We start from the raw sequence: 24,825 nt of genomic DNA on the forward strand, positions 1-24,825 counted from the left end.
ATCCGAATTTATTGCACAAGCCTTTTTTGGATCTTTCTTTTTAGTTGCTGGGTTTTCACTCTTATCGTTGAGATCTCAGACGATCCGCACAAAATTAGCGCGTTTTTTGCCGCGATCATTGATCAATTACCGGCCTGGCATCAGGCTGGAAGGATCTTATCAACAATGAGGTCATGATGAGCCACAACATACGTACCTATAAAGGAGTGCGCCCCCAACTGGGTGAGCGTGTAATGATTGATTCCACCAGCGTCGTCATTGGCAATGTCGTTCTGGCGGATGATGTCGGTGTCTGGCCCCTGGTGGTTATCCGTGGAGATGTTAACCGCGTCTCCATCGGTAAACGGACTAACATCCAGGACGGCAGCGTGCTGCATCTGACTCACAAGTCCACCACTAATCCGCAAGGCCATCCACTGATCATCGGCGAGGATGTTACTGTCGGACATAAGGCCATGCTGCACGGCTGCACCATTGGCAATCGGGTACTGGTCGGTATGGGGGCGATTCTGCTGGATGGTGTCGTCGTCGAAGATGACGTGATGATTGGTGCCGGTAGCCTGGTCTCTCCGGGCAAACGACTGGAGAGCGGCTTTCTCTATCTGGGAAGCCCGGCGAAAAAAATCAGACCGCTGACGAAAGAAGAGACTGACGGCCTGCTTTATTCTGCCAGTAACTATGTGGGCTGGAAAAATGATTACCTGTCAGAAGAGAGCCAGAACCAGCCCTGAGCATCTTCATCCTGCTGCCTGATCGCACGCTCGGCATCATCTTCCAGTTCCCAGCGGTTCAGACGGAAGCAGCTAAGGGGATCACCTTCTGCAGCAAAGCGGCGAAGTAAAACTTCGCCGCCAATAGCGCAAACACACTGAAAGCCATCCACCAGCGCGGTAAAGCACACCGCTCGCGCTGCATCATCCCACCATTCTCTTTCGGGAAACTGAATCGACTGATTCACTCACTCATCTCGGCTTTCAACACAGCAATAACGGGCGTGATGTCCGGCATAACACCGTGCCACAACATAAAGGCATGGGCAGCCTGCCCCACCAGCATACCGAGGCCATCCGCCATCTGAGTCGCACCCTGCTGACGACACCACCGCAGGAAAGGCGTCTCACCTGCCTGATAGAACATGTCATAGCAACGGGTCTGTGCATTGATCAGTGAAGCCGGCAGATCAGGAACACTGCCTGCAACGCCGCTGGAGGTCGCATTGATGACCAGATCAAAAGGCATAGTGGTGAGTTCATCACGGGTGACAGCCCTGACGTCACCATGCCGATGAAACAACGTCTCCAGCTCTGCAGCTTTCGCATAAGTGCGGTTAGTGATCGCAATGCGGCTATCAGTAGAGAGTAAAGGGAGGATCACACCGCGGGCCGCCCCGCCTGCCCCGATCAGCAGGATCCGATCGCCGGGTTCGATCAACTGCAGACGTTGCAGATCGCTTAGCAGCCCGATACCGTCGGTGTTATCGCCCAGCAGGCGGCCATCATCCAGCTTCTTCAGCGTATTGACCGCACCCGCCAACGCCGCACGTTCACTTAATTCACTGGCCAGCGTGTAAGCCTGCTGCTTAAAAGGCAGCGTTACATTTGCGCCTTTTCCTTCTGCGGCAAAAAACGCCCCTACCGCTTGCTCAAAAGCGTCCACTGGCGCACAAAAACGTGTATAGGGATGTAGCAGCCCGGTCTGTTCAGCAAACAGTTGATGAATACGCGGTGATTTACTGTGATGAATTGGATTACCAAAGACGACAAACGACATAGTGTTCTCTTTTACCCCTGGCGAATAAGCTCACCGGTTAATACATCACGAATTTCTGATGGATTCAGGCGGCCACCGGTTTCCCCATGAAGCACAGGAAAATCGCTCCCGAACTGCGCCAGGACTTCTGCGATGTTACGGCAGGGTGGCAGCCCCGTCAGATTGGCACTGGTGGACACCAGCGGCTTACCGAGACCGTTACAGAGTGCCGCGACGTCAGGATGGTCGCTGACGCGCACCGCCAGCGAAGAAAAACGCCCTGTCAGCCAGGCCGGTGTCGTTGCTCTTGATGGCAATACCCAGGTCACCGGTCCCGGCCAGCGGGAAAACATGCGATGTTTCTGCTCAACAGAAAGTTGTTCGTCTGCAATATAGGGGAGCAGTTGCTGATAGTCAGAGGCAATCAGGATCAGCCCTTTCTCTACCGGACGACATTTCAACGCCAGCAGCTTCATTACGGCGCTTTCACTGTCTGGATCGCACCCCAGACCAAATACGGCTTCAGTGGGATAAGCTATTACTGCAGACTGACGTAACTGACTCATGCACCGCGCTAGCGAATCATCCACGGATTTCATCTTCACTACCATTCTCAGACGTTACAGGTTTGCCACAGGCTTTACTGGCGCAGAAACGCTTTGCACCTCTGGCGGTTTTCTTTTCAATAAGTAGCGGAAACTGGCAAAACTCACAGACGCCTTCAACCGGAGTAAAATTCACCGCAAACTGACATTCCGGGTAGCGATCGCAGGCATGGAAGGTTTTACCGTAGCGCGAGCGGCGCTGTACCAGCCTGCCCCCCTGGCACTGTGGGCAGGCGAGTGTGGTTTCATCCGGCTTATCGATGGTTTCTGTGTGGTCGCATTCGGGATAATCACCGCAGGCGATAAACATGCCATAACGCCCCTGACGCAGCACCAGAGCGGCACCGCATTTCGGGCACAACTGGCCATCAAGCACTTTAACAATGTGCCCGTCAGCCTGACCTTTTAGTGGACGAATATAGTCACACTCGGGATAAAGCGAACACCCAAGGAAAGCACCGTGCTTCCCGGAGCGAATAACCAGGTCTGCCCCACACTGGGGGCAGGATTCATTTTTTCGCACAGCGAAAAGCGCTGTTTTATTCATAACATTGTGTACACGAAGGCAATCTTCAGTGCAGCATTCCTTCATTGACGTCGAAAAGTAGCTCTTCCATTTGCTGGTAGGCGTTTTCACATCCTGGGATGTTAAACAGCACCATCAGCACCACCCATTTGAGATCGTCCAGATCAAACTCGAGGGTATCAAGCGCCATGATACGTTCGATGACCATTTCACGTGTTTCCAGATTCAGTACCTGAATTTGCTCCAGGAACAAAATAAAGCCACGGCAGTTGGCATCTAAACGCTGACTCTCTTCCTCGGTGTAGATACGCATAGACAGCGGATCGGAAGTCAACTGAATCGGAGCTACCAGGCCTTCCTGATAATCCGCCAGCTTTTCCAACCAGTTCAACGCATTATAAATATCTTCACGATGAAAACCTGCTTCGGCTAAATCATCCGTCAATTTATCCTGATCAACGCGCATTTCTGCTTCGTTGTGGATGTACGTTTCAAACAGATACATTAGTACGTCGAACATGGCTTGCCCTCCTCAATCGGACATAGCCGCCGGGTACAGCTGCGATCCACCCTGCTAACTCCAACTCAAGCAGCTTCGCTACGATGGCTGGCACAGGTTGGCCGGCACGTTCAGCGACGACGTCAACAGGTGTAACCTCATCTCCTACGTTAGCCAACACATCGGGAAATGGCAATGGAGGATTAGCACTCTCTGCGGAATTGTTTGTCAGTTGTGATAAATCAGGCAGCCACGTCAGGTCACTCTGTATTTGTTCGATAATATTATTAGGGTGTGCTACCAGTAAGGCTCCCTGCTGAATCAGCCAGTGTGTTCCTTCACTGCCAGGATTACCCAAGGCCCCGGGAACAGCGTAAACATCCCGATTCTGTTCCAGCGCCAGTTTCGCGGTGACCAGTGAGCCACTGCGTAATGTCGCCTCTACCACCAGAACGCCCAGGCTGAGCCCGCTGATAATGCGGTTACGCCGGGGAAAATGCGCAGGTAACGGCTTCACACACAGCGGGAACTCAGAAACCAGTGCCCCACCATCGGCAATAATCTGTTCTGCCAGTGTCGCATGGCGTGGTGGGTAGAGCGTATTTAATCCGCTGCCCAGCACCGCAATAGTTTTACCCCCGACTTCCAGCGCTGCACGGTGGGCAACGCCATCAATGCCTAATGCCAGGCCACTGGTAATGGTGAGCCCGCTGAGGGCCAGAGCCTGACTGAACCAGCTTCCCCACTCACGTCCATAATGTGAACAGTGACGGCTCCCCACGACAGCCAGTTGCGGGGTAGCCAGTAAAGCCGGATCGCCGGCAACAAACAGTATCAGCGGAAATTGGGCAATCGTTTTTAATTGTGCCGGGTAATAAGGACTGAGTGGGGTAATAAAATAGTGCTGCGGTGCTTCCAGCCATTCCAGACTCTGCGCAATCATTGCCGTATCGTATAAAAGGAACGCCTGCTGTTGATGGGGTAATAATCCCAGAGAGGCCAGCGCCCGCTCATCCGGCTGTGCAATCGCCTGTAAAGCCGTCAATAAACTCAGACGCTGTGAACTGGAGATTCCGGCTACGCCTGAAAGGCGCAATGCACATTCCACTGGTGACATAAATCGCTCCCTGATTCAGCCCCTTCCCCTGAAGGTTACCTGCCAGGAATGCTGTCAATCCCAGCGCGAAATGTCTACAATAAGAGGGATAAATATCTAATCCCTTGAACACAGATCTGGAAAGTTATGTCAGTCTTGCAGGTATTACATTTTCCTGACGAGCGCCTGCGCATCGTTGCGAACCCCGTAAAAGAAGTGAATGCCGATATCCAGCGTATCGTCGATGATATGTTTGATACGATGTATGCCGAAGAAGGTATTGGCCTGGCCGCAACTCAGGTGGATATCCATCAGCGCATCATTGTTATTGATGTCTCTGAGAATCGTGACGAACGTCTGGTACTGATTAACCCTGAGTTGCTGGAAGAGAGCGGCGAAACGGGTATCGAAGAAGGCTGCCTGTCTATTCCGGAACAGCGTGCCCTGGTGCCGCGCTCCGAGAAAGTCAAAATCCGTGCGCTTGACCGTGAAGGCAAAAGCTATGAGCTGGAAGCCGATGGGCTGCTGGCAATCTGTATTCAGCACGAGATGGATCATCTGGTGGGTAAATTGTTTATTGATTACCTGTCGCCAATGAAACGTCAGCGTATTCGTCAAAAGCTGGAAAAACTGTATCGCCAGAGCGCCCGCGATTAAGCTCGCTGGCTATAGGGAATCACGTGTCCGAATCATTGAAAATCATTTTTGCCGGCACCCCTGACTTTGCAGCGCGTCATCTCGACGCGCTGTTGTCATCAGGACATGAGGTGGTGGGCGTATTCACTCAGCCAGACCGCCCTGCCGGTCGTGGTAATAAGCTGACTGCCAGCCCGGTGAAACATCTGGCTGAACAACACAGTATTCCGGTATTTCAGCCTAAATCCTTACGTCCTGAGGAAAACCAGCAACTGGTCGCTGCGCTGAACGCCGATGTCATGGTGGTGGTTGCCTATGGGCTGATCCTGCCAAAGAGCGTGCTGGATATGCCGCGTCTGGGCTGTATTAATGTTCACGGATCTCTGCTGCCGCGCTGGCGCGGTGCTGCCCCGATACAGCGTTCGCTGTGGGCTGGTGATGCTGAAACCGGTGTGACTATTATGCAGATGGATGTCGGCCTCGATACCGGCGATATGCTGCACAAACTGGCCTGTCCTATCGAAGCCACAGACACCAGCGCCACACTGTATGACAAACTGGCGCAGCTCGGCCCGACCGGCCTGTTGACCACACTGACCCAGATTGCAGACGGTAGCGTACAGCCAGAAGTGCAGGATGAATCGCTGGTTAGCTATGCCGAGAAACTGAGTAAAGAAGAGGCTCGCCTTGACTGGTCACTCTCTGCCGCACAGCTGGAGCGCTGTATCCGGGCCTTTAATCCCTGGCCTGTGAGCTACTTCATCATTGATGAACAACCCGTGAAAGTGTGGAAGGCCTCCGTTCTGGCCGCCGTTAACGGACACCAGCCGGGTGAAATCCTGCAGGCCGATAAACAGGGTATTCAGATCGCCACGGCCGATGGCGTACTGAATATTGAAGAACTGCAGCCTGCCGGCAAGAAAGCCATGAAAGCCCAGGATCTGCTTAATTCCCGCCGTGAATGGTTTACCCCTGGCAATATCATTGCCTGACACGATGCCCGGTAGCGCATACCGGGTTTTCGTCAGAATTGCGAACCCACTATGAAAAAAAATACCAATTTACGCAGCGTTGCCGCTCAGACTATCGAAAAAGTCGTAGAGCAGGGGCAATCGCTCAGTAACGTGCTGCCCGCCGCCCAGAAAATGGTCGGTGAAAAGGATGCTGCCCTGTTACAGGAGCTTTGCTATGGCGTCCTGCGCACCCTGCCACAGTTGGAATGGATTATCAGCAAGCTGATGTCACGCCCGATGACCGGTAAGCAACGGACGATCCACTATCTGATTATGGTCGGCCTTTATCAGCTGATGTACACCCGCATTCCGGCACATGCCGCGCTGGCGGAGACGGTAGAAGGTGCCATCGCCCTGAAACGTCAGCAGCTAAAAGGGTTGATTAACGGTGTCCTGCGCCAGTTCCAGCGTCAGCAGGAAGCACTGATGCAACAGATGAACGAAGGTGATCAACAGCATCTGCATCCTAAATGGCTATTGGAACGTCTGAAACGCGCCTGGCCCGGTCAGTGGAAGCACATTGTGGAAGCTAATAATCAGCGCCCACCCATGTGGCTACGCGTGAACCGGAATCATCACAGCCGTGATGCCTGGCTGGCCCTGCTGGAAGAAAGTGGTAAAACTGCTTTTGCTCATCCGCAGCATAGCGATGCTTTAAGGTTGGAGGCACCCTGTGCCGTAGGTCAGCTACCGGGATTTGCAGAGGGTTGGGTGACCGTACAGGATGCATCAGCCCAGGGCTGCGTCGCGCTGCTCGACCCGCAAAACGGCGAGAAGATCCTCGACCTGTGCGCCGCACCGGGGGGAAAAACCACGCATATTCTGGAAGCAGCTCCACAGGCTGAAGTTATGGCGGTTGATGTGGATGCACAGCGGCTGGCCAGAATTAGCGAGAATTTACAGCGGCTGAATATGCAGGCAGAGGTTAAGCTGGGTGACGGGCGCACCCCGCAGGACTGGTGTGGAAGCACTCAGTTCGATCGTATCCTGCTGGACGCGCCATGCTCTGCAACCGGCGTGATCCGCCGTCACCCGGATATTAAATGGCTACGCCGCGACCGGGATATACCGGAGCTGGCCCTGCTGCAACAGCAGATACTGGATGCGGTATGGCCTCATCTGAAGACAGGCGGCACCATGCTGTACGCCACGTGTTCTATACTCCCCGAAGAGAATGCATTGCAGATAACCCAGTTCCTGCAGCGACATGCTGACGCACGTCTGTGCGATACCGGTGATCAGGCCCAGCCAGGGATTCAGGTCTTCCCGCAAATCGATGGTGGTGATGGCTTCTATTACGCTAAATTGATAAAACAATGATCGCTATGGCGCGGTAAACTGCACCCTAACCTGAACGACAACCAACAGACTGAAGCTCAATGAAAATCATCATTCTTGGCGCAGGACAGGTCGGCGGAACCCTTGCTGAAAACCTGGTCGGTGAAAACAACGATATTACCGTGGTCGATACCGATGCGCTGCGTTTACGGCAGCTGCAGGATAAATTTGACCTGCGCGTGGTTCAGGGGCATGGCTCGCATCCCCGGGTCCTTCGTGAGGCCGGCGCTGAAGATGCTGATATGTTGGTTGCCGTCACCAACTCGGATGAAACGAATATGGTGGCCTGCCAGGTTGCCTATTCTCTGTTTAACACGCCGAACCGTATTGCCCGCATCCGCGCGCCGGATTATATCCGCGATGCCGACAAATTATTTATACCGGAGGCGGTGCCCATCGATCATCTAATCTCGCCTGAGCAGCTGGTGATTGACAATATCTACCGCTTGATTGAATACCCGGGCGCGCTGCAGGTGGTGAACTTCGCTGAAGGTAAAGTGAGTCTGGCGGTGGTGAAAGCCTATTACGGCGGCCCGCTGGTCGGTAACGCGCTGTCGGTGATGCGCGAACATATGCCGCATATTGATACGCGGGTGGCAGCGATATTTCGTCAGGATCGCCCGATCCGACCGCAGGGATCGACCATCATCGAAGCGGGAGATGAGGTGTTCTTTATTGCCGCCAGCCAGAATATCCGGGCAGTGATGAGTGAATATCAGCGTCTGGAAAAGCCCTACAAGCGCATTATGATTGTCGGAGGGGGCAATATTGGTTTCGGTCTGGCACAGCGTCTGGAAAAGCATTACAGCGTTAAGCTGATCGAACGGGATCAGCAGCGGGCAGCCGAACTGGCGCAGAATCTGCAAAATACCATTGTCTTTTACGGCGATGCGTCGGATCAGGAGCTGCTGGCGGAAGAACACGTCGATCAGATCGATCTGTTTATCGCCATCACTAACGACGATGAAGCTAACATCATGTCGGCGATGCTGGCCAAACGCATGGGCGCGAAGAAAGCCATGGTGCTTATCCAGCGCCGTGCCTATGTTGATCTTGTCCAGGGCAGCGTCATTGATATTGCGATCTCTCCGCAGCAGGCGACGATTTCGGCACTGCTTGGCCACGTGCGTAAGGCTGATATTGTCGGCGTCTCTTCACTGCGCCGTGGCGTGGCGGAAGCGATTGAGGCTATTGCTCACGGTGAAGAGTCGACATCCAAAGTGGTGGGCCGCCAGATCGATGATATCAAGCTTCCCCCTGGTACGATTATCGGTGCCGTGGTGCGAGGGAATGATGTGATCATCGCCAATGACAATCTTCGAATTGAGCAGGGTGACCATGTGATCATGTTTCTGACGGATAAAAAATTCGTGCCCGACGTTGAAAGGCTGTTCCAGCCTAGCCCTTTCTTCCTGTGATGCTCGCTTCGCTCACCCTGTTTCAACGCCGGGTGCAGCGGATTTTTATCCTCTCACGCCGTGGAAAATGCACGATCGTTTGTTAGACTTACATCATTGGCAAAAACAGGAGATAACAATGAGTTTATTCAAAGAGTTTCGCGATTTCGCGATGCGTGGCAACGTGGTGGACCTGGCAGTCGGTGTCATCATCGGTGCTGCGTTTGGCAAAATCGTGTCCTCACTCGTAGCAAACATCATCATGCCTCCGCTGGGATTATTGATCGGTGGCGTTGATTTCAAACAGTTTGCATGGGTATTAAAGCCGGCCGAAGGAGAAACAGCCGCGGTCGTAATGCAGTACGGCATTTTCCTGCAGACCATTTTTGATTTTGTCATCGTGGCTTTTGCCATTTTCATGGCCATTAAAGTGATGAACAAAATGTACAAAAAGAAAGAAGTGGAAAAACCGGTGGCAAAGCCCTCGGCTGAAGAAACCCTGTTAAGTGAAATTCGCGACCTGCTGAAAGAACAAAATAATAAACCGCTGTAAGCGACATGACGTTCACGGAACCGCCTTCACGGCGGTTTTTTTACGCCTGATTAGCCGGAAGGCCAGTGGTCAGTACGCGGTTAACGCTCTGACCACTGGCCTCCCAGTTACCTTTCTTCGCATGTTTATCTTTGCGGCGGTAGCTGCCTTTGCCTTTTTCATTGGCTTCAACGCGCGGTTTAAACAGCGGGTCATGAAGCAATGCTTCAAGCGCATTATGGCGGATAGTGCCTTTCTTATGCTGGTAAACAGTCATGATTTTTCCTGTTGATGAATGACGTCAAAGAATATAAACCTGTGATAACAGAATTTCAATCGGTGCTTTTATCCCTTGTCGAGCTCGCTCCTTTCTCCAGAGCCTCCAGTATTGAACAGTAAACGCTACTGTGCGCGGTACCACAGCAGGCATCATTCAGCCGCTTGAGTGAGCGCTGCATGTGCTGCAGTTCGCTGAGCATGGACTCGACTTCGTTGAGTCGCTTTTGCACAATCGTTTTGGATTCCTGACAGGTGTGATGTTCAGGATCGACACGAATGGAAAGCAGTTCGCGGATAGATTCAAGAGTGAACCCCAGCTGGCGGCCATAGCGGATAAACTTCAGACGCTTTAAATCGTTGTCGCTGTAAAGACGGAAGCCGCCGCCGGTGCGCACTTCGTGATCCATCATCTGCTGTTTTTCATAGAAGCGGATAGTGTCTGGTGTCACGTCAGCGAGTTTCGCCAGTTGCCCGATACGGTACATTACTTCTCCTCAAGAAAATGCTGCTGCACTTTGCTGCCATAACCACCTCGCAAAAAGTCAGTATTAACGCCGGCCTGGCGTAGCTTTATCTCCAGAAGCCGTAGGTGTTTTTCCTGCTGCTGATAGCGCTTATCTGCGGGGTCGACTGTACGTAATAATTCATCTAACTCGAGTGCTTCGCGTCTCATCTCCAGTTCCGGTGGTAAATGACCAGAATTTTTAAGAATGCGATAGCCAGCGCGCAGCTCTGCCGGTACATGACTGTCATCATCAAGCTGCAACGGTCTGCCCGATCCGGGAAGATCGTCAAGCTCACCCTGACGTAGAGCAGCAAGAATATGTGTTTCTGCCAGTTGATCGAGTAAGGACATTATTGCCTCCGTAAATCAGATTGAGGTCAGCATAACGTATTTACAAGTGAGTTAAAAAGGAGGAGGAATTCTGGATATAAAAAAACCCCGCAAGCGGGGTTTTTTCAAGTACTGCGGCAGATTACTCTGCTGCAGCTTCTGCTTGAGCTTCTGGACGATCAACCAGCTCGATGTAAGCCATCGGAGCGTTGTCACCAGCGCGGAAGCCACACTTCAGAATGCGAGTGTAACCACCTGCACGGCTCGCGAAACGCGGACCGAGCTCATTAAACAGTTTTGCCACGATCTCGTTATCACGAGTACGGGCGAATGCCAGACGACGATTAGCTACGCTGTCGGTCTTGGCAAGAGTAATCAGCGGCTCAACTACGCGACGCAGCTCTTTCGCTTTTGGCAGGGTCGTCTTGATGATCTCATGACGAACCAAAGAGCCAGCCATGTTGCGGAACATAGCCTGACGATGGCTGCTGTTGCGGTTCAGTTGACGACCACTCTTACGATGGCGCATGACCTTATCCTTCTCAGTGAAACCTTAACCTGTGATCGGGTTATTCATCAGCGATGCTAGCGGGCGGCCAGTTTTCCAGGCGCATGCCCAGAGACAGACCACGAGAAGCCAGCACATCTTTAATCTCAGTAAGAGATTTTTTACCAAGGTTAGGCGTTTTAAGCAGCTCAACCTCGGTACGCTGTACCAGATCACCGATGTAGTGGATAGCTTCTGCCTTAAGGCAGTTAGCAGAGCGGACAGTCAATTCCAGATCGTCAACAGGGCGCAGCAAGATCGGATCGAATTCTGGTTTCTCTTCTTTCACTTCCGGCTGACGTACATCACGTAAGTCGACGAAAGCTTCCAGTTGTTCAGCCAGGATGGTAGCCGCACGGCGGATCGCTTCTTCAGGATCTATAGTGCCGTTGGTTTCCATTTCGATGACCAGCTTGTCCAAATCGGTACGCTGTTCTACACGCGCTGCTTCAACATTGTAGGCAATTCGCTCTACAGGGCTGTAGCAGGCGTCGACCAGCAGACGGCCGATTGGGCGCTCATCTTCTTCCGAATGAATTCGGGCAGAAGCCGGCACATAACCACGGCCACGCTGAACTTTGATACGCATGCTAATAGCGGCGTTTTCATCGGTCAGGTGACAGATCACGTGCTGCGGCTTGACGATTTCGACATCCCCATCATGGGTGATATCGGCTGCAGTCACAGGGCCAATGCCAGATTTATTCAGAGTAAGAATAACTTCATCTTTGCCCTGAACTCTTACCGCCAAACCTTTCAGGTTGAGCAGGATTTCCAGGATATCTTCCTGTACGCCCTCTTTGGTGCTGTACTCGTGCAGTACACCATCAATTTCAACCTCGGTCACCGCGCAACCCGGCATTGATGAAAGCAGAATACGGCGCAGTGCGTTACCAAGAGTATGGCCAAAGCCACGCTCTAAAGGCTCAAGGGTCACCTTGGCGTGCGTCGAACTCACTTGCTCGATATCTACCAGGCGCGGTTTTAGAAACTCTGTCACAGAACCCTGCATTGTGTCCTCTCTTTGGTACTAAGCCTTACTTGGAGTAAAGCTCGACGATCAGGTGTTCGTTAATGTCCGCAGACAGATCAGTACGTTCAGGAATACGCTTGAACACACCTTCCATCTTAGTTGCATCAACTTCCAGCCAGGTTGGCTTTTCACGCTGTTCAGCCAGCTCCAGAGCGGCTTTCACGCGAGACTGCTTTTTGGCTTTCTCACGGATGCTAACAACGTCATTCGGAGTTACCTGATAAGAAGCGATGCTAACAACGCGGCCGTTTACCAAAATAGATTTATGGCTAACCAACTGACGTGCTTCTGCACGAGTGGCACCAAAGCCCATACGGTAAACTACGTTATCCAGACGACCTTCCAGCAGAGCTAACAGGTTTTCACCGGTGTTGCCTTTCAGACGAGCTGCTTCTTTATAATAGTTACGGAACTGACGCTCCAGCACGCCGTACATACGACGAACTTTCTGCTTTTCACGTAACTGCACGCCATAGTCAGACAGACGTGGCTTGCGCGCACCGTGCTGACCAGGAGCTTGTTCAATCTTACACTTGGTATCAATCGCGCGAACGCCAGACTTAAGGAACAGGTCTGTGCCTTCACGACGGCTCAGCTTGAGCTTAGGACCCAAATATCTTGCCATTTTCTTTCTCCAACATTCCTAAAAAACGGGGCGTTATACGCGACGTTTTTTCGGCGGACGACAACCGTTGTGAGGGATCGGAGTCACATCAGTAATATTAGTGATGCGGAAACCAGCAGCGTTCAGGGCACGAATTGTTGATTCGCGGCCTGGACCAGGACCCTTAACCATAACTTCCAGGTTCTTAATACCGTAATCTTTCACGGCCTCTGCGCAACGCTCTGCAGCAACCTGCGCAGCGAACGGCGTAGACTTACGAGAACCACGGAAACCGGAACCACCGGCTGTTGCCCAACCCAGCGCATTACCCTGACGATCGGTAATAGTTACGATGGTGTTGTTAAAAGATGCATGGACATGAGCCACGCCATCAGAGACTTGCTTTCTTACACGCTTGCGTGCACGAACTGGTGCCTTTGCCATTATTCAATCACCCCGATTATTTCTTGATCGGTTTACGCGGACCCTTACGGGTACGTGCGTTGGTCTTGGTACGCTGACCGCGCACTGGAAGACCACGACGATGACGCAAACCACGATAGCAACCAAGGTCCATAAGACGCTTGATGCTCAGGGTGACTTCACGACGCAGATCGCCTTCAACAACAAATTTCGCTACTGCATCACGCAGAATGTCGATTTGTTCTTCAGACAGCTCACTGATCTTAACATTTTCAGCGATTCCCGTAGATGCACAGATAGCCTGTGAACGGGTCTTGCCGATACCGAAAATTGCAGTTAATGCGATAACGGTATGTTTATGATCAGGAATGTTAATGCCTGCTATACGGGCCACTATGCACTCCTATTTAATTACTTATGCGTCCCATGCCGAAAAGCCCGTTTTCAGGATACTCAAATGGAAACGCATAGACATACAAAAGATTGGCTGGCTAATCTAGCCAGCTCAACCCGACTTTGCAAGAAAAATATGCGATTAAATCAGCCTTGGCGCTGTTTATGCTTAGGCTCGGCACTGCAAATCACACGAACGACACCGTCGCGACGAACGATTTTGCAGTTACGACATAATTTCTTGACGGAAGCACGAACTTTCATTTTTACTCTCCGTAACTTCACAAGCGCCTGAATTAACGGCCGTAGCCCTTCAGGTTTGCTTTCTTCAATGCAGACTCGTACTGACTCGACATCATCAGAGTTTGCACTTGAGCCATAAAGTCCATGATGACAACCACTACAATCAGCAGTGATGTGCCGCCGAAGTAGAATGGAACTTTCATCGCATCACGCATGAACTCCGGGATCAGGCAGATAAAGGTAATGTACAACGCACCGATTAATGTCAGGCGGGTCATTACTTTATCGATGTACTTCGCCGTCTGTTCTCCCGGACGAATACCTGGTACAAATGCACCAGACTTCTTCAGGTTATCTGCTGTTTCACGCGGGTTAAACACCAACGCTGTATAGAAGAAACAGAAGAAGATGATTGCAGTCGCATAGAGTAACACATAAAGCGGTTGACCAGGCTGTAACGACATAGAAATAGTCGTCAGCCAGTTCCAGCCAGTTCCGCCCCCGAACCAAGACGCGATGGTCGCCGGGAACAGGATAATGCTGGAAGCAAAGATAGCAGGTATTACACCGGCCATATTAACTTTCAACGGTAAATGCGTGCTCTGCGCAGCATAGACACGACGGCCTTGCTGACGTTTCGCATAGTTCACCACAATGCGGCGTTGACCACGCTCAACGAAAACAACGAAGAAGGTCACTGCAAATACGAGAACTGCAACCAACAGCAACAGGAGGAAGTGCAGGTCGCCTTGCCGCGCTTGCTCGATGGTATGGCCAATGGCCGGCGGTAGACCCGCCACGATACCAGCGAAGATAATGATAGAGATACCGTTACCGATACCTCGCTCAGTTATCTGCTCGCCCAGCCACATCAGGAACATTGTCCCGGTAACCAGACTGACAACAGCAGTAAAGTAGAAAGCAAAACCTGGGTTTAATACCAGGCCCTGCATTCCAGGCATATTCGGCAAGCCGGTAGCAATACCGACCGCCTGGAATATACCTAATACCAGAGTACCGTAACGGGTGTACTGACTAATCTTACGACGGCCAGCCTCCCCTTCTTTCTTGATCTCAGCTAACGCTGGATGAACCACCGTCAGCAGCTGGATAATAATAGAGGCCGAAATATACGGCATAATACCCAGGGCAAAGATAGAAGCACGGCTCAGAGCACCACCAGAGAACATGTTAAACATTTCAATGATGGTGCCACGCTGTTGCTCAAGCAGTTTGGCAAGTACAGTGGCATCGATACCAGGGATCGGAATAAAAGAGCCAATACGGAAAACAATCAGCGCACCAATCACAAACAGAAGTCTGCGTTTTAGTTCGCCAAAACCACCCTTGGCACTTTGAAAATCTAATCCCGGTTGCTTAGCCATCTGCTACTTATTCCTCAATTTTACCGCCAGCAGCTTCGATTGCAGCACGAGCGCCTTTAGTGACACGCAGACCGCGAATCGTTACCGGTGCAGAAACTTCGCCAGACAGGATCACTTTCGCGAACTCCATCTGAATACCGATAATGTTTGCTGCTTTCAGCGTATTCAGGTCGACGATACCGCCTTCCACTTTCGCCAGGTCAGACAGACGAACTTCTGCAGTGACCATTGCTTTGCGAGAGGTGAAACCGAATTTCGGCAGACGACGGTACAGAGGCATCTGGCCGCCTTCAAAACCACGACGTACGCCACCGCCAGAACGTGAGTTCTGACCTTTGTGACCGCGACCGCCGGTTTTGCCGAGACCAGAACCGATACCACGACCCAGACGTTTTGAAGCGTGCTTGGAACCGTCGGCCGGAGACAGAGTATTTAAACGCATCTGTTACTCCTCCACTTTAACCATGTAGGAAATCGCGTTAACCATACCGCGTACAGCTGGCGTGTCTTCACGCTCTACGGTGTGGTTAATACGACGCAGACCCAGGCCAAGCAGCGTTGCCTTGTGTTTAGGCAAACGGCCGATCGAACTGCGGGTTTGAGTAATTTTAATAGTCTTAGCCATGGTCATTACCCCAGAATGTCTTCAACGGATTTGCCACGCTTGGCAGCGACCATTTCTGGGGAATTCATGTTGGCCAGGCCATCCAGAGTTGCACGAACCACGTTGATCGGGTTGGTGGAACCGTAGGCTTTAGCCAGAACGTTATGAACCCCAGCAACTTCCAGAACGGCGCGCATTGCACCACCGGCAATAATACCGGTACCTTCTGAAGCGGGTTGCATGAACACACGAGAACCTGTGTGCACGCCTTTAACAGGGTGCTGCAGGGTGCCGTTGTTCAGCGCGACGTTGATCATATTGCGACGAGCTTTTTCCATCGCTTTCTGGATCGCTGCTGGAACTTCACGCGCTTTACCGTAACCAAAACCGATGCGACCGTTACCATCACCAACAACAGTCAGAGCTGTGAAGGAGAAAATACGACCACCTTTTACGGTTTTCGATACGCGATTTACCGCGATCAGCTTTTCCTGCAGTTCGCCAGCTTGTTTTTCGATGTGTGCCATCTTACACCTCTACCTTAGAACTGTAGGCCAGCTTCACGGGCAGCATCTGCCAGTGCCTGGACACGACCATGATATTGGAAACCAGAACGGTCGAAAGAAACACCAGTGATGCCTTTTTCGATTGCGCGTTCAGCAACTGCTTTACCAACAGCAGCGGCAGCGTCTTTGTTTCCAGTGTACTTCAGTTGCTCACTGATAGCTTTTTCTACTGTAGAAGCAGCGACCAGGACTTCAGAACCGTTTGGTGCGATTACCTGTGCGTAAATATGACGCGGGGTACGATGTACCACCAGGCGAGTAGCACCCAGCTCTTTGAGCTTGCGACGTGCGCGGGTCGCACGACGGATACGAGCAGATTTCTTATCCATAGTGTTACCTTACTTCTTCTTAGCCTCTTTGGTACGCACGACTTCGTCGGCGTAACGAACACCCTTGCCTTTATAAGGCTCAGGACGACGGTAGGCGCGTAAATCTGCTGCAACCTGACCAATCAGCTGTTTATCAGCGCCTTTCAGCACGATCTCAGTCTGAGTTGGACATTCAGCAGTGATTCCCGCTGGCAGCGCGTGGTCAACTGGGTGAGAGAAGCCAAGGGCCAAGCTCACAGAGTTGCCTTTAACGGCTGCACGATAACCTACACCAACCAGCTGCAGCTTCTTAGTGAAGCCTTCGGTAACACCGATAACCATAGCGTTCAGCAGAGCGCGTGAAGTACCAGCCTGCGCCCAACCATCCACAAAACCTTCGCGCGGAGCGAAAGTCAGGGTGTTGTCAGCATGCTTAACTTCTACAGCTTTGTTGAGCGTACGAGTCAGCTCGCCGTTTTTACCTTTAATCGAAATTACCTGACCGTCGAGTTTTACCTCTACGCCGGCAGGAATCGCGACTGGTGCTTTAGCAACACGAGACATTTATTCCTCCGATTAAGCTACGTAGCAGATAATTTCGCCGCCAAGACCTGCCTGGCGAGCTGCACGATCGGTCATAACACCTTTAGAGGTAGAGATAACAGCGATACCCAGTCCAGCCATAACTTTAGGCAGTTCGTCTTTGCGTTTGTAGATACGCAGACCTGGACGGCTTACACGCTGAATGCTCTCAACCACTGCCTTGCCCTGGAAATACTTAAGTGTCAGTTCCAGTTCAGGCTTGGTGTCGCCTTCGACTTTAAATTCTTCAATATAGCCTTCTTCCTTCAGCACGTTGGCAATCGCCAATTTCAGCTTGGAGGAAGGCATGGTGACCGCAACTTTGTTCGCGGCTTGACCGTTACGGATACGGGTCAGCATATCCGCGATCGGATCTTGCATGCTCATCTGTCTTTACTCCCGTGATTCAATTGGTAATTACCAGCTAGCCTTTTTCAAGCCAGGTACTTCACCGCGCATGGCGGCTTCACGCAACTTGATACGGCTCAGACCGAATTTGCCCACATAACCATGTGGACGGCCAGTTTGGCGGCAGCGGTTACGCTGACGAGACGGGCTGGAATCACGCGGCAGAGTTTGCAGCTTAAGAACAGCATTCCAACGTTCTTCGTCGGATGAGTTCACACTAGAAATGATAGCTTTCAGTTCCTCGCGTTTAGCGCGGTACTTGTCAGCCAGTTTCACGCGAACGACTTCGCGTGCTTTCATCGATTGCTTAGCCATCAGTAACCCTGCCTTACTTGCGGAACGGGAAGTTAAAAGCAGCCAAAAGTGCGCGGCCTTCATCATCAGATTTCGCAGTGGTGGTAATGGTGATATCCAAACCACGAACGCGGTCGACTTTGTCATAGTCGATCTCTGGGAAGATGATCTGCTCACGAACGCCCATGCTGTAGTTACCACGGCCATCGAATGACTTAGCGGACAAGCCACGGAAGTCACGGATACGTGGAACAGCAATAGAAATCAGACGCTCAAAGAACTCCCACATGCGTTCGCCACGCAGAGTTACTTTACAGCCGATCGGATAGCCCTGACGGATTTTGAAGCCTGCAACTGATTTGCGTGCTTTGGTGATAAACGGCTTTTGACCGGAGATTGCTGCCAGGTCTGCTGCTGCATTGTCCAGCAGTTTCTTGTCAGCGATCGCTTCACCTACACCCATATTCAGGGTGATCTTCTCGACCCGAGGGACTTGCATGACAGAATTGTAGCTAAACTCAGTCATGAGTTGTTTAACTACTTCGTCTTTGTAGTAATCATGCAGTTTCGCCATCGTACTACTCCAAATTACTTGATAGTTTCGCTGTTCGATTTGAAGAAACGGACTTTTTTGCCGTCTTCGAATCTAAAGCCTACACGGTCAGCCTTGCCGGTTGCCGAGTTGAAGAGAGCAACGTTAGAAACCTGAATAGCAGCTTCTTTTTCAACGATGCCACCTGGTTGGTTCAGAGCCGGAACCGGCTTTGAGTGCTTCTTAACCAGGTTAATACCTTCAACAATCAGTTTGCCTGAAGACAGAACATTTTTTACTTTACCGCGCTTACCTTTATCTTTGCCGGTCAGCACGATAACTTCGTCATCGCGACGGATTTTAGCTGCCATTTTTCGCTCCTTAGAGTACTTCTGGTGCCAGAGAGATAATTTTCATGAACTTTTCAGTACGAAGTTCACGAGTTACCGGCCCAAAAATACGCGTTCCGATAGGCTGCTCACTGTTATTATTTAAAATAACGCATGCATTACCATCGAAGCGAATGACAGAACCGTCCGGGCGACGAACACCCTTCCTGGTGCGCACCACTACCGCTTTCAGCACATCACCCTTCTTAACCTTACCGCGAGGAATTGCTTCCTTGATGGTAATTTTGATGATGTCGCCTACGCCTGCGTAGCGACGGTGCGAGCCACCCAGAACCTTGATACACATTACGCGACGTGCACCGGAGTTGTCGGCGACGGTCAGCATAGTCTGTTCTTGGATCATTTTAGTGCTCCGCTAATGTCAACTACTACTTCGGGACCTGATTCAGGTCGTATAAAAGCCCCATATTGAGGGCGCAGCATTATAACACTGCTTCCTACATATGGGTAGAAAAAATAAACGGCTCTTGCGAGCCGCTTATCTTATTTTTTAGAGACGGCAGATTCTATTACAGAATCGCTTTCTCTACAACGCGAACCAGCGTCCAGGACTTAGTCTTGGACAGTGGACGGCATTCGCGGATTTCAACCACGTCGCCGATACCACATTCGTTGTTCTCGTCATGTACGTGCAGTTTGGTCGTACGTTTGATGAATTTCCCGTAGATCGGGTGCTTCACAACACGTTCGATTGCAACAACGATGGATTTCTCCATTTTGTCACTCAGAACACGACCTTGCAGAGTACGGATTTTATCGGTCATTACGCACCCGCCTTCTCAGTCAGTAAAGTCTTAACGCGTGCAACATCACGACGAACATTCTTCAAGACGTGAGTCTGTTGAAGTTGGCCGGATGCTGCCTGCATGCGCAGATTGAACTGCTCACGCAGCAGGTTAAGTAGCTCAGTGTTCAGCTCTTCAACGCTTTTTTCACGCAGCTCTGTTGCTTTCATTACATCACCGTCTTAGTTACAAAGGTGGTTTTGATAGGCAGTTTTGCTGCTGCCAGCTTGAATGCTTCACGGGCCAGCTCTTCCGGTACGCCGTCCATTTCATACAGGACTTTACCAGGCTGGATCAAGGCAACCCAATACTCTACGTTACCTTTACCTTTACCCATACGCACTTCCAGCGGCTTCTCGGTAATTGGTTTGTCCGGGAATACACGGATCCAAATTTTACCTTGACGCTTAACTGCACGGGTCATAGCACGACGTGCTGCTTCGATCTGACGTGCAGTCAGACGACCACGGCCAACAGCTTTCAGACCGAAAGTACCGAAGCTAACATCCGTACCCTGCGCCAGACCACGGTTGCGGCCTTTATGCACTTTACGGAATTTTGTACGCTTTGGTTGTAACATCAGCGACTCTCCTTACTTACGGCCTTTACGCTGCTGCTTTTTAGGTTGAGCAGCCGGTTCCGGTTGTTCAACAGCAGCCATACCACCCAGGATCTCACCTTTGAAGATCCATACCTTAACGCCGATTACACCATAAGTGGTGTGGGCTTCAGAGGTGTTGTAGTCAATGTCTGCACGCAGAGTGTGCAGTGGCACGCGGCCTTCACGGTACCATTCAGTACGCGCGATTTCTGCACCGCCAAGACGGCCACTAACTTCAACTTTGATCCCTTTAGCGCCCAGACGCATTGCGTTCTGTACAGCACGCTTCATAGCACGACGGAACATCACACGACGCTCCAGCTGTGAAGTGATGCTGTCAGCAACCAATTTAGCGTCCAGTTCCGGTTTACGGACTTCGGCGATATTGATCTGTGCAGGAACGCCAGCGATATCCGCTACGACCTTGCGCAGTTTTTCTACATCTTCGCCTTTCTTACCGATAACGATGCCTGGGCGAGCGGTGTGAATAGTCACACGGATGCTCTTAGCCGGACGCTCGATAACGATACGAGAAACGGATGCTTTAGCCAGTTCTTTAGTCAGGAACTGACGCACTTTAAAGTCGCTGTCCAGGTTGTCAGCGAATTCTTTGGTATTTGCGAACCAGGTAGAGTTCCAGGGTTTAACAATACCCAGGCGAATACCATTAGGATGTACTTTCTGACCCATTGCTAGTCTCCAGAGTCTCAGCGATCGGACACAACCACAGTAATGTGGCTGGTGCGCTTCAGGATGCGATCTGCACGACCTTTTGCACGAGGCATAATGCGCTTCATGCTTGGGCCTTCGTCAACGAAGATCTTCGTGACTTTCAGATCATCAATGTCAGCGCCATCGTTGTGTTCGGCGTTAGCAATGGCAGATTCCAGGACTTTCTTGACCAGTACAGCCGCTTTCTTATTGGTGTAGGTCAAAATGTCCAGAGCCTGCGACACTTTCTTACCGCGTACAAGATCCGCTACCAGGCGAACCTTCTGTGCAGAAGAACGAGCGTGGCGATGTTTAGCGATAGTTTCCATCTCTTCCTCCTGCCTTAGCGTTTCTTGGCTTTTTTATCAGCCGCGTGGCCGCGATAAGTACGGGTCGGTGCAAATTCACCCAGTTTGTGACCGACCATTTCGTCGGAAACAAAGACAGGAACGTGCTGACGACCATTATGGACAGCGATGGTCAAACCGATCATGTTAGGGAAGATCGTTGAACGACGGGACCAGGTGCGCAGTGGCTTCTTGTCTCCGCTTTCCAAAGCTTTCTCTACCTTCTTCAGCAAGTGCAGGTCAATAAAAGGACCTTTCTTGAGAGAACGTGGCATGGCTTATCCTCTAAAATTATTTGCTACGGCGACGTACGATGAACTTATCGGTACGCTTGTTGCTGCGGGTTTTCTTACCTTTGGTCTGAACGCCCCACGGGGTTACCGGGTGCTTACCAAAGTTTTTACCCTCACCACCACCGTGCGGGTGATCAACTGGGTTCATCGCCGTACCGCGAACGGTAGGACGAATACCACGCCAACGAGCTGCACCGGCTTTACCCAGAACGCGAAGCATATGCTCAGCATTACCGACTTCGCCCAGGGTTGCGCGGCAGTCAATTTCGACTTTACGCATTTCACCAGAACGCAGACGCAGGGTAACGTAAGAACCTTCACGCGCAACGATCTGCACGTAAGTACCAGCAGAGCGAGCAATCTGACCGCCTTTGCCTGGTTTCATTTCTACGTTATGCACGGTAGAACCCACTGGGATGTTACGCATCGGCAGGGTGTTACCTGCTTTAATCGCAGCATCAACGCCAGACTGAATCTGGTCGCCAGCTTTCAGGCCTTTAGGGGCCAGGATGTAACGGCGTTCGCCATCTTTGTACAGAACCAGTGCGATGTTCGCAGAGCGGTTCGGATCGTACTCAAGACGTTCAACGATCGCTGGAATACCATCTTTGTTGCGTTTGAAGTCAACAATACGGTAAGCCTGCTTGTGACCACCACCGATATGACGGGTAGTGATGCGACCATTGTTGTTACGGCCACCGGATTTGCTGTTTTTCTCAACCAGCGGGGCGAATGGTTTGCCCTTGTGCAGCTCCGCGTTTACCACTTTAACTACATGGCGACGACCCGGAGATGTCGGTTTACATTTAACAATTGCCATTGTTCTTCTCCTCCGACTTACTCAGCGCCGCCTGCGAAGTCCAGATTCTGGCCTTCTTTCAGGGTGACGTAAGCTTTTTTCCAGTCGCTACGACGACCAATACGCTGTCCAGAACGCTTAGTTTTGCCTTTAACCAGCAAAGTGTTCACGACTTCAACTTCTACTTCGAAAAGTTTCTGTACAGCGGCTTTGATTTCTGCTTTGGTCGCGTCTTTCGCAACTTTGAGAACGATGGTGTTAGTTTTTTCCATCGCAGCAGATGCTTTTTCAGATACGTGCGGCGCGCGCAGTACTTTCAGCAGACGTTCTTCACGGATCATGCCAGCATCTCCTCAACTTGCTTAACTGCGTCAGCAGTCATAACGACTTTGTCGAAGGCGATCAGGCTAACTGGGTCGATACCCGCTGCATCACGTACGTCAACCTTGTACAGGTTACGCGCGGCCAGGAACAGGTTCTCTTCCAGTTCGCCAGTGATGATCAGCACGTCTTCCAGAGCCATGTCTTTCAGTTTCTCTACCAGCAGCTTAGTTTTAGGTGCTTCCAGAGAGAACTGCTCGACAACGATCAGACGATCTTGACGTACCAGTTCGGACAGAATGCTTTTCAGCGCGCCGCGGTACATCTTTTTGTTAACTTTTTGACTGTGGTCCTGTGGCTTCGCAGCAAAGGTCACACCACCTGAACGCCAGATTGGGCTCTTTACAGAACCTGCACGAGCGCGGCCGGTACCTTTCTGGCGCCACGGCTTTTTACCGGAACCAGTTACTTCAGCACGAGTCTTCTGAGCACGAGTACCCTGACGAGCACCTGCTGCATAAGCAACAACAACCTGGTGTACCAGCGCTTCGTTGAAATCACGACCGAAGGTAGTTTCGGAAACAGTCAGCGCGCTTTGCGCGTCTTTCAATACTAATTCCATTGCTATCCCCTTACGCCTTCACAGCTGGTTTAACGATAAGGTCGCAACCGGTAGCACCGGGTACTGCACCTTTAACCAGCAGCAGGTTGCGCTCAGCGTCAACACGTACAACGTCCAGACTCTGAACTGTTACACGCTCGTTGCCCATCTGGCCTGCCATTTTCTTGCCTTTGAACACTTTGCCCGGAGTCTGGTTCTGACCGATAGAACCCGGTACGCGGTGTGACAAGGAGTTACCGTGCGTAGCATCCTGAGTACGGAAGTTCCAGCGCTTTACAGTACCGGCAAAACCTTTACCTTTAGATGTTCCAGTCACGTCAACTTTTTTCACGTCAGCGAAAATGTCAACATTAATGCTCTGACCTACAGTGAACTCTGCGCCTTCAACAGTGCGGAATTCCCACAGACCACGGCCAGCTTCAACGCCAGCTTTAGCAAAATGACCTGCTTCAGGCTTAGTTACACGGTTTGCTTTTTTAGCACCGGTAGTTACCTGGATAGCAGTGTAACCGTCGTTTTCCAGGCCTTTGACCTGAGTAACGCGGTTTGCTTCAATTTCGATCACGGTTACAGGGATAGAAACGCCATCTTCTGTGAAGATACGGGTCATACCCACTTTTTTACCGACTAAACCAATCATTGTTTCAACCTCTCAATCGCTCAATGACCTGATTAACCCAGGCTGATCTGCACGTCAACACCTGCAGCCAGATCCAGACGCATCAGAGCATCAACCGTTTTCTCGGTTGGCTCAACGATGTCAACCAGACGCTTGTGAGTGCGAATCTCATACTGATCGCGCGCATCTTTGTTGACGTGCGGAGAGATCAGAACGGTAAAGCGCTCTTTGCGGGTCGGCAGCGGGATAGGACCACGAACCTGCGCACCAGTGCGCTTGGCAGTCTCTACGATTTCCGCAGTTGATTGATCGATCAGACGATGATCAAACGCTTTAAGACGGATACGGATTCTTTGGTTCTGCATGAGACCAGAGCTCCAATTATTTATAAACGAAAAGAATTACTACTCGCATCCATTACGATTGATGGAGGAGTGTAATCGTTGAGCACATAACCCGCATATCGCGAGTATTGTTGACAGGCACTTTCGTACTTGTCTGCGACTCATATTGAATCGCGCCAGGCCGTATTGGCAGGCCCGCGTATTATACGTACATTCAGGGGCAAAGCAACTGCATTGTGTGTTTTATCGCTGAAGGGAGGAAACAAGTGGGCGTGTGGGTGCCCTACCCTGCTGTATGCCGTAGTGGGCAGGATATTGAGGCTTACCTTTTCTACAAATAAAAAAAGAGCGCCGAAGCGCTCTCTTTTCTTTTGCTCTGGCAGAGCATGCTCTGCCAGACAAGTGTCGACAATTAAGCGATAACTTTAGCAACAACACCTGCACCAACGGTACGGCCGCCTTCGCGAATTGCGAAACGCAGACCGTCGTCCATTGCGATTGGGTGGATCAGGGTAACAACCATCTGAATGTTGTCGCCTGGCATAA

The 24,825-nt window shown here is 51.3% G+C and carries 44 protein-coding genes; 6 read left to right on the forward strand and 38 right to left on the reverse strand.

Going from position 1 to position 24,825, the window contains the following annotated elements; translation table 11 throughout:
- Positions 1–176 precede the first annotated feature (176 nt).
- Complete coding sequence (locus tag EPE01S_RS21500; RefSeq protein ID WP_062749300.1) at positions 177–731, forward strand: gamma carbonic anhydrase family protein; 555 nt, start codon at positions 177–179, stop codon at positions 729–731.
- On the opposite strand, the gene EPE01S_RS21505 is transcribed toward EPE01S_RS21500, so the two are convergent.
- From EPE01S_RS21505 to dprA, 6 genes are read right to left on the reverse strand one after another with little or no spacing between them, the layout of a single operon-like run.
- Positions 698–958 carry a DUF1488 family protein gene (locus EPE01S_RS21505; protein WP_062749303.1) on the reverse strand — a complete coding sequence of 87 codons (261 nt, stop codon included), beginning with the start codon at positions 956–958 and terminating at the stop codon, positions 698–700. The genes EPE01S_RS21500 and EPE01S_RS21505 overlap by 34 nt on opposite strands.
- Positions 955–1,770 (reverse strand): shikimate dehydrogenase, encoded by an 816-nt coding sequence (gene aroE / locus EPE01S_RS21510; RefSeq protein WP_062749305.1) that lies wholly within the window; start codon positions 1,768–1,770, stop codon positions 955–957. Before aroE ends, EPE01S_RS21505 begins: the two co-directional genes overlap by 4 nt.
- An 11-nt stretch (positions 1,771–1,781) precedes the next feature.
- Entirely contained in the window at positions 1,782–2,348 is a 567-nt protein-coding gene (gene tsaC, locus EPE01S_RS21515) for an L-threonylcarbamoyladenylate synthase type 1 TsaC (protein ID WP_062749307.1), read from the reverse strand.
- Positions 2,332–2,901 (reverse strand): DNA topoisomerase family protein, encoded by a 570-nt coding sequence (locus tag EPE01S_RS21520; protein WP_062749309.1) that lies wholly within the window; start codon positions 2,899–2,901, stop codon positions 2,332–2,334. The genes tsaC and EPE01S_RS21520 overlap by 17 nt, the downstream gene beginning before the upstream one ends.
- Before the next feature lie 25 nt (positions 2,902–2,926).
- Positions 2,927–3,400: a DUF494 family protein Smg gene (gene smg, locus EPE01S_RS21525; RefSeq protein WP_062749311.1), complete on the reverse strand. Its 474-nt coding sequence runs from the start codon at positions 3,398–3,400 to the stop codon at positions 2,927–2,929.
- A complete protein-coding gene (gene dprA, locus EPE01S_RS21530; protein WP_062749313.1) occupies positions 3,372–4,496 on the reverse strand; it encodes a DNA-protecting protein DprA in 1,125 nt (374 codons plus the stop codon). The genes smg and dprA overlap by 29 nt, the downstream gene beginning before the upstream one ends.
- A gap of 126 nt (positions 4,497–4,622) precedes the next feature.
- Between dprA and def the strand changes: the two genes are divergently transcribed.
- The 5 genes from def to mscL all read left to right on the forward strand — a co-directional run bounded on the left by def (position 4,623) and on the right by mscL (position 9,412).
- Complete coding sequence (def, locus tag EPE01S_RS21535) at positions 4,623–5,132, forward strand: peptide deformylase (protein WP_062749315.1); 510 nt, start codon at positions 4,623–4,625, stop codon at positions 5,130–5,132.
- A 23-nt stretch (positions 5,133–5,155) separates the two neighbouring features.
- A complete protein-coding gene (gene fmt / locus EPE01S_RS21540; RefSeq protein ID WP_062749317.1) occupies positions 5,156–6,103 on the forward strand; it encodes a methionyl-tRNA formyltransferase in 948 nt (315 codons plus the stop codon).
- 51 nt (positions 6,104–6,154) lie between these two features.
- Complete coding sequence (rsmB, locus tag EPE01S_RS21545) at positions 6,155–7,444, forward strand: 16S rRNA (cytosine(967)-C(5))-methyltransferase RsmB (protein ID WP_062749319.1); 1,290 nt, start codon at positions 6,155–6,157, stop codon at positions 7,442–7,444.
- A 59-nt stretch (positions 7,445–7,503) separates the two neighbouring features.
- On the forward strand, positions 7,504–8,880 hold the full coding sequence (trkA, locus tag EPE01S_RS21550) for a Trk system potassium transporter TrkA (protein WP_062749321.1): 1,377 nt from the start codon (positions 7,504–7,506) through the stop codon (positions 8,878–8,880).
- A gap of 118 nt (positions 8,881–8,998) precedes the next feature.
- Positions 8,999–9,412 (forward strand): large-conductance mechanosensitive channel protein MscL, encoded by a 414-nt coding sequence (mscL, locus tag EPE01S_RS21555; RefSeq protein ID WP_062749324.1) that lies wholly within the window; start codon positions 8,999–9,001, stop codon positions 9,410–9,412.
- A 40-nt stretch (positions 9,413–9,452) separates the two neighbouring features.
- On the opposite strand, the gene EPE01S_RS21560 is transcribed toward mscL, so the two are convergent.
- The 32 genes from EPE01S_RS21560 to EPE01S_RS23125 form a co-directional block, all read right to left on the reverse strand.
- A complete protein-coding gene (locus tag EPE01S_RS21560) occupies positions 9,453–9,668 on the reverse strand; it encodes an alternative ribosome-rescue factor A (protein WP_062749326.1) in 216 nt (71 codons plus the stop codon).
- Positions 9,669–9,723: 55 nt separating this feature from the next.
- On the reverse strand, positions 9,724–10,155 hold the full coding sequence (gene zntR / locus EPE01S_RS21565; RefSeq protein WP_062749328.1) for a Zn(2+)-responsive transcriptional regulator: 432 nt from the start codon (positions 10,153–10,155) through the stop codon (positions 9,724–9,726).
- A complete protein-coding gene (locus EPE01S_RS21570) occupies positions 10,155–10,526 on the reverse strand; it encodes a DnaJ family domain-containing protein (protein ID WP_062749330.1) in 372 nt (123 codons plus the stop codon). The genes zntR and EPE01S_RS21570 overlap by 1 nt, the downstream gene beginning before the upstream one ends.
- 121 nt (positions 10,527–10,647) lie before the next feature.
- Positions 10,648–11,034, reverse strand: a complete 387-nt coding sequence (gene rplQ, locus EPE01S_RS21575; protein ID WP_003850180.1) for a 50S ribosomal protein L17 — start codon at positions 11,032–11,034, stop codon at positions 10,648–10,650.
- Between the two features lie 40 nt (positions 11,035–11,074).
- Positions 11,075–12,064, reverse strand: a complete 990-nt coding sequence (locus EPE01S_RS21580; RefSeq protein ID WP_002919219.1) for a DNA-directed RNA polymerase subunit alpha — start codon at positions 12,062–12,064, stop codon at positions 11,075–11,077.
- Positions 12,065–12,089: 25 nt separating this feature from the next.
- Positions 12,090–12,710, reverse strand: a complete 621-nt coding sequence (gene rpsD / locus EPE01S_RS21585) for a 30S ribosomal protein S4 (protein ID WP_048917625.1) — start codon at positions 12,708–12,710, stop codon at positions 12,090–12,092.
- 33 nt (positions 12,711–12,743) lie between these two features.
- Complete coding sequence (gene rpsK, locus EPE01S_RS21590; RefSeq protein ID WP_004160563.1) at positions 12,744–13,133, reverse strand: 30S ribosomal protein S11; 390 nt, start codon at positions 13,131–13,133, stop codon at positions 12,744–12,746.
- 16 nt (positions 13,134–13,149) lie between these two features.
- Entirely contained in the window at positions 13,150–13,506 is a 357-nt protein-coding gene (gene rpsM / locus EPE01S_RS21595; protein WP_048917626.1) for a 30S ribosomal protein S13, read from the reverse strand.
- A gap of 146 nt (positions 13,507–13,652) precedes the next feature.
- Positions 13,653–13,769, reverse strand: coding sequence for a 50S ribosomal protein L36 (gene rpmJ / locus EPE01S_RS23120; protein WP_020322760.1), 117 nt, complete (start codon positions 13,767–13,769; stop codon positions 13,653–13,655).
- Positions 13,770–13,801: 32 nt separating this feature from the next.
- Positions 13,802–15,133 carry a preprotein translocase subunit SecY gene (gene secY / locus EPE01S_RS21600; RefSeq protein WP_004160567.1) on the reverse strand — a complete coding sequence of 444 codons (1,332 nt, stop codon included), beginning with the start codon at positions 15,131–15,133 and terminating at the stop codon, positions 13,802–13,804.
- A gap of 7 nt (positions 15,134–15,140) precedes the next feature.
- Positions 15,141–15,575, reverse strand: coding sequence for a 50S ribosomal protein L15 (rplO, locus tag EPE01S_RS21605; RefSeq protein WP_048917627.1), 435 nt, complete (start codon positions 15,573–15,575; stop codon positions 15,141–15,143).
- A 3-nt stretch (positions 15,576–15,578) separates the two neighbouring features.
- Positions 15,579–15,758 carry a 50S ribosomal protein L30 gene (gene rpmD, locus EPE01S_RS21610; protein ID WP_004160569.1) on the reverse strand — a complete coding sequence of 60 codons (180 nt, stop codon included), beginning with the start codon at positions 15,756–15,758 and terminating at the stop codon, positions 15,579–15,581.
- 5 nt (positions 15,759–15,763) lie between these two features.
- Positions 15,764–16,264, reverse strand: coding sequence for a 30S ribosomal protein S5 (rpsE, locus tag EPE01S_RS21615; protein ID WP_004160571.1), 501 nt, complete (start codon positions 16,262–16,264; stop codon positions 15,764–15,766).
- Positions 16,265–16,278: 14 nt separating this feature from the next.
- Positions 16,279–16,632, reverse strand: a complete 354-nt coding sequence (rplR, locus tag EPE01S_RS21620) for a 50S ribosomal protein L18 (RefSeq protein ID WP_004160572.1) — start codon at positions 16,630–16,632, stop codon at positions 16,279–16,281.
- Positions 16,633–16,641: 9 nt separating this feature from the next.
- Complete coding sequence (gene rplF, locus EPE01S_RS21625; protein ID WP_048917629.1) at positions 16,642–17,175, reverse strand: 50S ribosomal protein L6; 534 nt, start codon at positions 17,173–17,175, stop codon at positions 16,642–16,644.
- Between the two features lie 12 nt (positions 17,176–17,187).
- On the reverse strand, positions 17,188–17,580 hold the full coding sequence (gene rpsH, locus EPE01S_RS21630; protein ID WP_048917630.1) for a 30S ribosomal protein S8: 393 nt from the start codon (positions 17,578–17,580) through the stop codon (positions 17,188–17,190).
- 30 nt (positions 17,581–17,610) lie between these two features.
- The gene (rpsN, locus tag EPE01S_RS21635) at positions 17,611–17,916 is read right to left on the reverse strand and encodes a 30S ribosomal protein S14 (protein WP_062749332.1); all 306 of its coding nucleotides are present in this window, start codon (positions 17,914–17,916) and stop codon (positions 17,611–17,613) included.
- A gap of 13 nt (positions 17,917–17,929) precedes the next feature.
- Positions 17,930–18,469, reverse strand: a complete 540-nt coding sequence (rplE, locus tag EPE01S_RS21640; RefSeq protein WP_013204126.1) for a 50S ribosomal protein L5 — start codon at positions 18,467–18,469, stop codon at positions 17,930–17,932.
- A gap of 14 nt (positions 18,470–18,483) precedes the next feature.
- On the reverse strand, positions 18,484–18,798 hold the full coding sequence (rplX, locus tag EPE01S_RS21645; protein WP_048917632.1) for a 50S ribosomal protein L24: 315 nt from the start codon (positions 18,796–18,798) through the stop codon (positions 18,484–18,486).
- A gap of 10 nt (positions 18,799–18,808) precedes the next feature.
- Positions 18,809–19,180 carry a 50S ribosomal protein L14 gene (rplN, locus tag EPE01S_RS21650; RefSeq protein ID WP_015960712.1) on the reverse strand — a complete coding sequence of 124 codons (372 nt, stop codon included), beginning with the start codon at positions 19,178–19,180 and terminating at the stop codon, positions 18,809–18,811.
- 166 nt (positions 19,181–19,346) lie between these two features.
- Positions 19,347–19,601, reverse strand: coding sequence for a 30S ribosomal protein S17 (rpsQ, locus tag EPE01S_RS21655; RefSeq protein ID WP_048917634.1), 255 nt, complete (start codon positions 19,599–19,601; stop codon positions 19,347–19,349).
- Positions 19,601–19,792: a 50S ribosomal protein L29 gene (gene rpmC / locus EPE01S_RS21660; RefSeq protein WP_048917635.1), complete on the reverse strand. Its 192-nt coding sequence runs from the start codon at positions 19,790–19,792 to the stop codon at positions 19,601–19,603. Before rpmC ends, rpsQ begins: the two co-directional genes overlap by 1 nt.
- Positions 19,792–20,202 (reverse strand): 50S ribosomal protein L16, encoded by a 411-nt coding sequence (gene rplP / locus EPE01S_RS21665; RefSeq protein WP_002438716.1) that lies wholly within the window; start codon positions 20,200–20,202, stop codon positions 19,792–19,794. Before rplP ends, rpmC begins: the two co-directional genes overlap by 1 nt.
- Before the next feature lie 12 nt (positions 20,203–20,214).
- On the reverse strand, positions 20,215–20,913 hold the full coding sequence (gene rpsC / locus EPE01S_RS21670) for a 30S ribosomal protein S3 (protein ID WP_002919766.1): 699 nt from the start codon (positions 20,911–20,913) through the stop codon (positions 20,215–20,217).
- A 17-nt stretch (positions 20,914–20,930) separates the two neighbouring features.
- Entirely contained in the window at positions 20,931–21,263 is a 333-nt protein-coding gene (gene rplV, locus EPE01S_RS21675) for a 50S ribosomal protein L22 (protein ID WP_000447532.1), read from the reverse strand.
- Positions 21,264–21,277: 14 nt separating this feature from the next.
- Positions 21,278–21,556, reverse strand: a complete 279-nt coding sequence (gene rpsS / locus EPE01S_RS21680; RefSeq protein WP_004160590.1) for a 30S ribosomal protein S19 — start codon at positions 21,554–21,556, stop codon at positions 21,278–21,280.
- Between the two features lie 16 nt (positions 21,557–21,572).
- A complete protein-coding gene (gene rplB, locus EPE01S_RS21685) occupies positions 21,573–22,394 on the reverse strand; it encodes a 50S ribosomal protein L2 (RefSeq protein WP_062749334.1) in 822 nt (273 codons plus the stop codon).
- Between the two features lie 17 nt (positions 22,395–22,411).
- A complete protein-coding gene (rplW, locus tag EPE01S_RS21690; protein ID WP_062749336.1) occupies positions 22,412–22,714 on the reverse strand; it encodes a 50S ribosomal protein L23 in 303 nt (100 codons plus the stop codon).
- Complete coding sequence (rplD, locus tag EPE01S_RS21695) at positions 22,711–23,316, reverse strand: 50S ribosomal protein L4 (RefSeq protein WP_023656564.1); 606 nt, start codon at positions 23,314–23,316, stop codon at positions 22,711–22,713. Before rplD ends, rplW begins: the two co-directional genes overlap by 4 nt.
- Positions 23,317–23,326: 10 nt before the next feature.
- Positions 23,327–23,956, reverse strand: a complete 630-nt coding sequence (gene rplC / locus EPE01S_RS21700; RefSeq protein ID WP_048917638.1) for a 50S ribosomal protein L3 — start codon at positions 23,954–23,956, stop codon at positions 23,327–23,329.
- 32 nt (positions 23,957–23,988) lie between these two features.
- Positions 23,989–24,300, reverse strand: a complete 312-nt coding sequence (rpsJ, locus tag EPE01S_RS21705; RefSeq protein ID WP_001181005.1) for a 30S ribosomal protein S10 — start codon at positions 24,298–24,300, stop codon at positions 23,989–23,991.
- Positions 24,301–24,691: 391 nt separating this feature from the next.
- A partial coding sequence (locus EPE01S_RS23125; RefSeq protein WP_072277512.1) for an EF-Tu C-terminal domain-related protein occupies positions 24,692–24,825 on the reverse strand: 134 nt, incomplete at its 5' end.

Source organism: Erwinia persicina NBRC 102418, from assembly GCF_001571305.1.
Lineage (GTDB): Bacteria > Pseudomonadota > Gammaproteobacteria > Enterobacterales > Enterobacteriaceae > Erwinia > Erwinia persicina.